Below are 390 nucleotides of genomic sequence, written 5' to 3'. Positions count from 1 at the left end.
AATGGTGATGTCTTTTTCCGTCACCCAGCCACCATTACGCTGGATCTGAACCAGCAGGCGGACTTCCGACGGATTCCGGTCCCCCTTTGAGGTGGTTTCCACCAGTGCCTGCACGCCGAAGGTAAAGCGCAGACGGTCGATGTTTGCAGACGTAATGGTGCGGGTGATCGGCGTGTCATATTTCACTTCCGTACCCAGCACCGTCTCGGAGCCGGAGGATTCAAACCCCTCCGGCGGTGTCTGCTCCTGCTCACCGGCACGGAACACCACCGTGACACCGGAGATGTTGGTATTCCCCTCAGTGTCCAGCACCGGCGTACTGTTCAGCAGCACGCTTTTTAATCCATCCACCGGACCTTCAACCGGCCCTTCGCTGATGGCATCGATCAC

At 58.2% G+C, this 390-nt stretch carries 1 protein-coding gene; it reads right to left on the bottom strand.

Annotated features, from left to right (window positions below):
• Window positions 1–390: TipJ family phage tail tip protein (gene gpJ / locus FQZ95_RS20170; RefSeq protein ID WP_442898507.1), on the bottom strand; the 390-nt coding region annotated here is incomplete at both ends.

Origin of the sequence: Escherichia sp. HH41S (assembly GCF_009820115.1) — a bacterium.
GTDB classification, from domain to species: Bacteria; Pseudomonadota; Gammaproteobacteria; order Enterobacterales; family Enterobacteriaceae; genus Escherichia; species Escherichia coli_F.
The sequence above is the reverse complement of the archived record's forward strand: the minus strand, read 5'-3'. Positions and strand labels throughout refer to the sequence as shown.